The organism is Guyparkeria sp. (assembly GCF_041687595.1).
GTDB lineage: Bacteria > Pseudomonadota > Gammaproteobacteria > Halothiobacillales > Halothiobacillaceae > Guyparkeria.
Map to the genome: position 1 here is coordinate 1 of NZ_JAWLBP010000063.1, position 8,329 is coordinate 8,329.

Here is an 8,329-nt window from a genome sequence, read left to right on the forward strand (position 1 = left end):
TTCTCGGCGGCGGCGTTCAACCACATCGCCGACCGCGAGATCGACGCGGAAATGGGCCGGACCAAGGCCCGGCCGCTGCCCACCGGCGACGTCTCGAGAAGCGCGGCGACCATTTTCGCCAGCCTGCTCGGCACGGCCTCGCTGGCCCTGCTGTGGTTCGCGGTCAACCCGCTCACCGCCGTGCTGACCCTGTTCACCCTGATCGGCTACGCCGTGATCTACACCCGCTATCTGAAGTGGATCGGGCCGCAGAACATCGTGCTGGGAGGGGCCTCGGGCGCGGCACCGGCCCTGCTGGGCTGGACCGCCGTCACCGGCGTGGTCGGTTGGGAGGCCATCGCCCTGTTCCTGATCATCTTCGTATGGACGCCGCCGCATTTCTGGCCGCTGGCGATCGCCCGGCGCGAGGAGTATGCCGCCGCCAAGGTGCCGATGATGCCGGTCACAAACGGCGTGGCCTACACCAAGCGCCACACCCTGGCCTATGCGATAGCCCTGCTGCCCGTGAGCCTGCTGCCGGTACTTGTGGGTATGAGCGGTCCGGTCTACCTGGTCGGTGCCACGCTGCTGGGTGGCAGTTTCATCCTGCGCGCCTGGCGGCTGCTGCACGTCGACAGCGACCAGCAGGCCATGAAGCTGTTCGGTTTCTCGATCACCTACCTGACCGCGCTGTTCGCCCTGATGCTGGCCGATCACTACCTGCCGCTCGGTTCCTTGCCAGCGGTGCTTGGTTGAACTGACCGCCTCGCTGGGGGGAGGAAATCATGACGCTGCCAACCATGCTCGAGCAGACCGTCGCCTTCCTCCAGCCGTACGACTTCTCACCAACGGTGCTGCTGGTCTGTATCGGCGCCGGCCTGCTCTACCAACGGGGCTGGCGCAAGGCAGGCGGCGGGCTGGGCCAGGCAGTGATGTTCTGGATCGGGCTGGTGGCGATGTATGTCGTGCTGCAGACCCAGTTCGACTACTACGGCCAGCACAGCTTCTTCATGCATCGCCTGCAGCACCTGGTGCTGCACCACGTCGCCCCGTTCCTGATCGCCGTCTCGGCGCCGGCCGCGATTCTCGGGGCCGGCCTGCCCGAGCGCATCCATCGTTACGTCGTGGCGCCGCTGCGGCGAAACTGGCTGCTGCGCCACCTCTACGCCGCGATCCAGGAGCCGCTGGTGGCGGGCGCGATCTTCGTCGGGCTGATCTACTTCTGGCTGATCCCGTCGGTGCACTTCTACGCCATGCTCAACGTGCCGCTCTACAACACCATGAACTGGGGCATGGCGATCGACGGGCTGCTGTTCTGGTGGATGATCTTCAACCTGCGCGCGCCGGGCGCGAGCGACATGCGCCACTACGGCTACCGCCTGCTAGTGCTGTTCCTGGTGATGTTTCCGCAGATCGCCCTCGGTGCCTACATCGCCCTGAGCGACCACGACCTGTTCGGCATCTACGCCGCCTGCGGCCGCATCCTGCCGATCACACCCCTGACGGACCAGGCGATCGGCGGGCTGCTCACCTGGGTTCCCGCGGCGATGATGAGCGTCGTCGGTGGACTGGTGCTGGTGCATCGATGGAACCGCCGGAGCCGTCACGTAGAGAAACCCGTTTCCCCAACCCTTGGCTGTGCGAGGTGAGATCGTGTCGCGATCCAAACATCTGATCCTTTGGCTACTTCCCCTGTTCCTGCTCGGTTGCAGCGGGGAGGCATCCAACCAGTGGCACGGCCACGACATCACCGGCGTCATGCCGGACCTCGAGTTCGACCTGACCGACCACACCGGCCAACCGGTCACCGCCGAAGACTACCGCGGCAAGGTCACCATGATGTTCTTCGGCTACACCAGCTGCCGGCACGTCTGCCCGGTCGCCCTCAGCAAGCTGGCCGACGCAACCCGGGAGCTGGGCGACCAGGCCGACAAGGTCGAGATCCTGTTCGTGGCGGTGGACCCCAAGCGCGACAAGAAGGTGCTCGACGACTACGTCACGAACTTCACCCCCGACCTGGTCGGCCTGACCGGCACCCAGAAGCAACTTAAAGCCGTGGCCAAGCGTTACCGCGTTGCATTCAGCTACGAAGAGCCGCGTGAGGACGGCTTTTACATCGTCAATCACAGCGGCGCGGTATTCGTCTTCGGCCCGCAGGGAAAGGTCCGCCTGCTGATCGACGAGCAGTCCAAGACCGCCAATATCACCGAGGATCTCCGGCGCCTGATCGAGCAATCATCCGGTTGATCCGGCTTAAGTCGACCTATCTCACTCTACGTCCTGCCTCGTCCGACATGTGGGGAAGGTCGAGCATCCCCAGAAGCGCTTGCCGACATTCGTGCCACGCTTGACCGTTCGTAACACCATTTCACTGCCGCATTTGGGGCAATGCCTCTCGGCGTTCGGATTGGCGCGTGCCTTCAGGTGGGCGACATGCTGGCGGTGCGTCGCGCGCGTCGGGGCGAGTCGACCGGACTCGATCGCGGCGATCGTGTCGCGCACCTGCGCATCACTCAGGACTAGCGTCTTGAAGGAGCGGATGTGACGCACGTATCCGCCACCACGGGTGACATTGGCCGGCATCGGAGTCTTGAAGCGACAGTCGCCGGTGAAGACAACCACGGAATGGATTGCGGCCTCAGGCAAGTCGAGCAGGGCCTCCAGCGCCTTGACGTGCTTGTAGTTCTGCCGGAGCGGGTTCTGGAAAGAGACGGTCTTGCGGTAGATCTTCTGGGTCCATTTCGGTTGCCGCTCACCGCCAAAGATCCATCCCCGCATGTGCTTGGTCTCGACCACGAACAGCCCGAACCGGGAGACGAAGACATGATCGATCTGCGTGGTGCCGTCCGGCGTGCGTACCGTCACGTTATGCAGCGCGTGATAGGTGCCGGACGGCAGACGAAACCAGGCGACGACCTTCACCCAGGACTCGCCCACCAGACCCTTGAACCACGGCGTCTTGAGCGCCCCAGCAATGAGGACAAGCGGGATCAGCCACCAGATCGCGCCGAGCGCATTGTCGAGTACAGAGAGGGAATCCATTACGCAGGTTCTCCGGGGAAATTCGATCTGCCGCTTCAGCGTTCCAGCCAGGCCTTCAGTTCCTCGGCGACGATGTCGACGAAGGCTCGCAGTTTGGGCGGCACGAAGCGCTGCCATGGATAGACGAGATGGATCGGGTCGGCCCTGGCGTGCCAGTCGGGCAGCACTCGGACCAGCCGGCCTGAGTCCACCTCCGCTCGGCAGTCGTATGTAGGCAGCAGCCCGATGCCGTCGCCGGCCAGCATCATCTCCCGCACCACACTGAAATCATTGACGATCACCCGTCCGTCCATCGGCACCGATAGCCGGGTGGTCGAATCGGAAAGCTGCCATTCCTCCCGGCCCAGCGAGGCGAACTGGACGCACTCGTGCTCAGCCAGGTCGTCGGGGTGCTTCAGTGGAGGCGCGGCTTGCAGATAGTCGGGGCTGGCAAACAGGGCCCAGCAGGCCATACCGCCCCCCTTGGCCACCAGGGATGAGTCTTTCAGCTCCCCCGCACGAATGGCCACGTCCAGGCCTTCCCCCACCAGGTCCACCAGGCGGTCGGTCAGAAACAGTTCGATCTCGATGCCCGGGTGGGCCTGGCGCACCCGACGGATGACGGCGGCCAACAGGGCATCGCCGAAGTCGGTCGGTGCCGTGACCCGCAAGAGCCCACAAGGTGCCTCGATTGTCGCGTTGACCGCCGCCTCGGCCTCGTTGAGGTGATCGAGGCCGACCGTCGCGTGGCGGTAGAAGAGCTCGCCGACGTCGGTGAGCTTGACCTGACGCGTGGTGCGCTGCAGCAGCGTGACGCCCAGCCGCTTCTCCAGGCGCGAGACCCGCTGGCTGACGGTGGACGTGGGCAGCCCCATCTGTCTCGCCGCGGCACTGAAGCCGCCGGCCTGCACCACCTTGACGAAGACCGCCGCCTCGTTGAAATCCATGTCGATTGTCCAGCCAGATGAAAAGTGTTTCCCGCATTTGCCGGCTAGTCGCCCGCCGCGGCGGCGCCTAGTGTGTTGGAAACAGCCAACGGGAGACCCCGATGAAAACAGTATCCCTGATCAAGCGCAGCAACGGCAGCCACTGGGTCGGCAACGGCTTCCCGGTGCGCAATATCTTCTCCTATCACGATCTCGCGCGCGAACTTTCGCCCTTCGTGCTGATGGACTACGCCGGTCCGGCCGACTTCGCGCCGACCGATGCCCGCCGCGGCGTCGGTGCCCACCCGCACCGCGGCTTCGAGACGGTGACCATCGTCTATGCCGGCGGCGTCTCGCACCGCGATTCCGGCGGGGGCGGCGGCTCCATCGGGCCCGGCGACGTGCAATGGATGACGGCCGGCTCCGGTGTGGAGCACGAGGAGTTTCACAGCCCCGAGTACGCCCGCCGTGGCGGGCCGTTCGAGATGGTGCAGCTGTGGGTCAACCTCCCCGCCAAGGACAAGATGACACCGCCGGCCTACCAGGGCATCACGGACGGCCGCATTCCCCGCGCCACGCTGCTCAACGGGGCCGGCACCGCCCGGATCATCGCCGGTGAATACGGTGACCGACAGGGGGCGGCGCGCACGTTCACCCCGATGAACGTCTGGGACCTGCGTCTGGCCGCCGGTCACGACGTGAACTTGCGTCTGCCCGAGGGACACACGGCCGCCCTTTTCGTCCTGCACGGCGAGATCCGCATCGATGAGCAGCGCGTCGGGACCGCGGAGCTCGCGATCATGGAGCGCAGCGGGACCGAACTCGCCTTTCAGGTCACCGACGAGGCCACGGTGTTGCTGTTGAGCGGCGAACCCATCGACGAGCCCATCGCAGCCCAAGGCCCCTTCGTCATGAACACCCAGGCCGAGATCACCCAAGCGATCCATGACTACCAGGCGGGCCGCTTCGGCCGGATCCCGGCAACCACTTGACCCACAACCCCACGAGGACAATGCCATGAGCACTCCCTACCCCCGACTCGACAAGAACGACGCCGCCGTCCTGCTGGTCGACCACCAGACCGGACTGGCCTCCCTGGTGCGGGACATCGAGCCCGACAAGTTCAAGAACAACGTCCTGGCCCTGGCCGACCTGGCGAAGTACTTCGAGCTGCCGACCATCCTGACCACCAGCTTCGAGACCGGCCCCAACGGCCCGCTGATGTCGGAACTCAAGGAGACGTTCCCCGAGGCGCCCTACATCGCCCGTCCGGGACAGATCAACGCCTGGGACAACGACGACTTCGTCGAGGCCGTTCGCGCCACCGGCAAGAAGCAGCTGATCGTCGCGGGCATCGTCACCGAGGTCTGCGTCGCCTTCCCGACGCTCTCCGCGCTGGCCGAGGACTTCGAGGTGTTCGTGGTGACCGATGCTTCCGGGACCTTCAACCCGGTCACGCGCGACGCCGCCTGGGACCGCATGTCCGCCGCCGGTGCCCAGCTGATGACCTGGTTCGGCGTGGCCTGCGAACTGCACCGCGACTGGCGCAACGACGTCGAGGGACTAGGCGCTCTGTTCGCCAGCCACATCCCCGACTACAAGCACCTGATCGAGAGCTACAACACCTTCCAGCCGACCGCCTGAGCGACCAGCCCGGTCGGAGCGAAGCCCGCATGAAAACAGGCCGACGTCGAGTGTGACGTCGGCCTGTTTGGCGTGAACGGTCGGGGGCCTGAAGAGCCCTCCCGGCAAAAAAGATCGCGGCCGCTCAGTCGCCGGAATGGGCACAGGCCCGACGCACCGCCTCGGCACGGGTGCTCACCCAGTCCTCGTCCTGTACCTCCCGCGCGACGCCCAGCTGCTCCAGGCGGCCGCGTGGTTGCTTCTGGATGCCCGAGACGATCACCCGCGAGCCGCGCTGGGCGGCGTCGTGCATGATGCGTTCGAGGATCAGCGCCGCACTCACGCCCAGGTGGGGCACGCCGGAAAGATCGATGATCAGCGTTTCGGTCCGGTCCAGCCGGTTCTGCTGTCGGGTCAGCGTCTGGGCGGCGCCGAAGATCAGCGGCCCGCTGAGATCGAGCAACGCGACCCGGCTGCCGGCCTCGCTGAGCAGGCGCTTCTCCTCCGACTCGAGGCCCTCGTAGTCGCTCTCGTCACCTCCTTCCGCACGACCGAGCACTCGGACGTGCTCCGATTGCAGGTCGGACAGGCGGCGGATGGTGAGGATATTGGCGACGAACAGGCCGATGCCCACGGCGGTGATCAGGTCGACGAACACGGTCATGGCGATGACGCCGTACATGATCAGCGCGCCGCGCATCGACAGCTTGTGGGCGCGGCGCAAAAAGCCCCAGTCGATGATGTCGATGCCCACCTTGATGGCGATGCCGGCGAGGATCGCCTTGGGGATGTCCTCGACCAGCCCGCTGGCACCGAAGACCACCACCCCCAGCACCCCGGCGCGCACCAGACCGGCCAGCGCCGTGCGCGCGCCGGTCTGGATGTTCACCACCGTGCCCATGGTCGCGCCCGCGCCCGGCAGGCCGCCGAACATGCCGGAGGCGAGGTTGCCGAGGCCCTGCCCCACCAGCTCCTTGTCGGAGTTGTGCTCCTTGCGCGTCAGGCTGTCGGCGATCACCGATGTCAGTAGCGCGTCGATGGAGCCGAGCATGGCCAGCACCAGGGCGTTGATCACCATGGTGGTCCACTCGTCGGCGGAGAACGTGGGAATCTGGATCGACGGCAGCCCGGAGGGAATCTCGCCGATGGCTCGGTATTCACCGCTGCCGATGAACCACACCGCCAGGACCGTGCCCACCACCAATGCCAGCAGCTGCGGCGGCATGAAGCGCTGCCAAGCCTTGGGCATCAGGAAGAGAATGCCCAGCGCCACCATCCCCAGGAGCAGCTCGCCGGCCTTTACCTCGGCGAACAGCCCCGGCAGGGCCTGCAACGAGCCCAGCACCCCGCCACCGGGCGAGGCATGCCCGAGCAGGCCGGGCAGCTGTATGATGATCAGGATCAGGCCGATCCCGGACATGAAGCCCGAGATCACCGTGTAGGGCATCAGCGTGACGTAGCGCCCCAGCTTGAGGATGCCGAACACCACCTGGAAGATGCCGGCGAGCATGACCGTGGTGAAGGCCATCGCCATGGCGTTCTCCGCGACCATCCCCGTCTCCGGGTCGGGCACCATCAGCGCCACGATCACCGCCGTGAACACCACCGTCATCGGCCCGGTCGGCTCGGAGATCAGCGTCGGCGTGCCGCCGAACAGCGCGGCGAACAGCCCCACCAGCACCGCGCCGTAGAGCCCCGCCTCGGCGCCCGCGCCCGAGGCCACGCCAAACGCCAGTGCCATCGGCAGGGCCACGACCGCCGCCGTGACGCCACCGAAGACGTCACCCTTGAGATTGCCGAAACCTATCTCGTTGAATAGCCGCATCAGTCCGCCCGTCCCGAGCCTCGATTACAAAGGCCGGCGAGCATACCAATCGCCGACTTGCCTATAAATTGGATTTATCCATAACCACCATAGATTCCAGGCTATGGTAGGCCGGCATGCTGCCTGTCGCAGAGGCAGGGGTACGGAGCCGCCGACTCGGAGCGGATATCGATGGAGTCGTCAAAGAACAGGCCAGCGACACGGTTGCCGGCCGCCGTGGACATGACCGCGCCGAGGGTCAGGCCAACAGGCCGGCACGACGCGCTGCGGCCTCCAGGATCATGCGCCAGAGCGTGCTGTAGTCGTATCCGGCGTAGCTCGCCATGAGCGCCATCTTGCCGTCCCAGCTCCAGGTGGGGTTGTAGTTGGCGTCGAGCAGACGCGGCACGCCATCGATGCCGGCGCGGAAGTCGAACCGCGCGTAGTCGCGGCAGCCAAGGCGCTGGAACAGCCGCACGGTGTGGTCCACCAGTTGAGCGTGAGTGACGTCGTCGATGTCCGCGCGCCGGAATTCCAGCTCCTGCCAGTAGGGGGATTCCGGATCGGCCTTGGAGCCGTAGGACAGGATCGGTGGCAGCCCGGGGTCCAGATGGCTGTAGTCGATCTCGAGCGGCGGCAGGACGGTGAAGTCGCCCGGGTTGCCGATCAGGCCCACCGTGTACTCGGTGCCGGTCAGGAAATCCTGGATCAGGGCCTGCGGGCGGTCGAGCTCGGCCCGCAGCCGCTCGAGGTAGGCCAGGGCCTCGGCGTCGTTGTGCACCACGCAGTCGCGGGTGATCCCGACACTGCCGTCGGCCGCGTTCGGCTTGATCAGCGCGGGGTAGAGCTCGGGCAGCACCGGCGGGTCGGCGGTGAGGTCGACGAAGGTTTCATTGGGCACCGGAATCCCGATCCCCATCGCCAGCGCACGCACCATCGACTTGTCGGTGCTCAGTCCCATGGAGAATGAGCCCGC

Annotated in this window: 9 protein-coding genes; 5 read left to right on the top strand and 4 right to left on the bottom strand. The window is 66.0% G+C overall.

Annotated elements, in window-relative coordinates:
* From cyoE to ACESL5_RS08925, 3 genes are all read left to right on the top strand, one after another.
* On the top strand, positions 1-735 hold a 735-nt coding region (gene cyoE, locus ACESL5_RS08915; protein ID WP_372592434.1), incomplete at its 5' end, for a heme o synthase.
* Between the two features lie 29 nt (positions 736-764).
* Positions 765-1,628 carry a cytochrome c oxidase assembly protein gene (locus ACESL5_RS08920; protein ID WP_372592435.1) on the top strand — a complete coding sequence of 288 codons (864 nt, stop codon included), beginning with the start codon at positions 765-767 and terminating at the stop codon, positions 1,626-1,628.
* A 4-nt stretch (positions 1,629-1,632) separates the two neighbouring features.
* On the top strand, positions 1,633-2,226 hold the full coding sequence (locus tag ACESL5_RS08925; protein ID WP_372592436.1) for an SCO family protein: 594 nt from the start codon (positions 1,633-1,635) through the stop codon (positions 2,224-2,226).
* Between the two features lie 21 nt (positions 2,227-2,247).
* On the opposite strand, the gene ACESL5_RS08930 is transcribed toward ACESL5_RS08925, so the two are convergent.
* Complete coding sequence (locus ACESL5_RS08930) at positions 2,248-3,021, bottom strand: nuclease-related domain-containing protein (protein ID WP_372592437.1); 774 nt, start codon at positions 3,019-3,021, stop codon at positions 2,248-2,250.
* A 35-nt stretch (positions 3,022-3,056) separates the two neighbouring features.
* Complete coding sequence (locus ACESL5_RS08935) at positions 3,057-3,947, bottom strand: LysR family transcriptional regulator (protein ID WP_372592438.1); 891 nt, start codon at positions 3,945-3,947, stop codon at positions 3,057-3,059.
* A gap of 101 nt (positions 3,948-4,048) precedes the next feature.
* Here ACESL5_RS08935 and ACESL5_RS08940 point away from each other — a divergent pair, with 101 nt between their 5' ends.
* Together ACESL5_RS08940 and ycaC are read left to right on the top strand one after the other, a co-directional pair.
* A complete protein-coding gene (locus ACESL5_RS08940) occupies positions 4,049-4,918 on the top strand; it encodes a pirin family protein (RefSeq protein ID WP_372592439.1) in 870 nt (289 codons plus the stop codon).
* 25 nt (positions 4,919-4,943) lie between these two features.
* A complete protein-coding gene (gene ycaC, locus ACESL5_RS08945) occupies positions 4,944-5,570 on the top strand; it encodes an isochorismate family cysteine hydrolase YcaC (RefSeq protein ID WP_372592440.1) in 627 nt (208 codons plus the stop codon).
* 124 nt (positions 5,571-5,694) lie between these two features.
* On the opposite strand, the gene ACESL5_RS08950 is transcribed toward ycaC, so the two are convergent.
* Together ACESL5_RS08950 and ACESL5_RS08955 are read right to left on the bottom strand one after the other, a co-directional pair.
* Positions 5,695-7,374 (bottom strand): SulP family inorganic anion transporter, encoded by a 1,680-nt coding sequence (locus ACESL5_RS08950; protein ID WP_372592441.1) that lies wholly within the window; start codon positions 7,372-7,374, stop codon positions 5,695-5,697.
* 238 nt (positions 7,375-7,612) lie between these two features.
* The coding region (locus ACESL5_RS08955; protein ID WP_372592442.1) for a D-alanine--D-alanine ligase at positions 7,613-8,329 on the bottom strand (717 nt) is incomplete at its 5' end.

Excerpts from the sequence above, each read along its gene's own strand:
- ACESL5_RS08920 (WP_372592435.1), top strand. The coding sequence starts at position 765 with ATGACGCTGCCAACCATGCTCGAGCAGACCGTCGCCTTCCTCCAGCCG.
- ACESL5_RS08930 (WP_372592437.1), bottom strand. The coding sequence starts at position 3,021 with ATGGATTCCCTCTCTGTACTCGACAATGCGCTCGGCGCGATCTGGTGG.
- ACESL5_RS08935 (WP_372592438.1), bottom strand. The coding sequence starts at position 3,947 with ATGGATTTCAACGAGGCGGCGGTCTTCGTCAAGGTGGTGCAGGCCGGC.
- ACESL5_RS08940 (WP_372592439.1), top strand. The coding sequence starts at position 4,049 with ATGAAAACAGTATCCCTGATCAAGCGCAGCAACGGCAGCCACTGGGTC.
- ycaC (WP_372592440.1), top strand. The coding sequence starts at position 4,944 with ATGAGCACTCCCTACCCCCGACTCGACAAGAACGACGCCGCCGTCCTG.
- ACESL5_RS08950 (WP_372592441.1), bottom strand. The coding sequence starts at position 7,374 with ATGCGGCTATTCAACGAGATAGGTTTCGGCAATCTCAAGGGTGACGTC.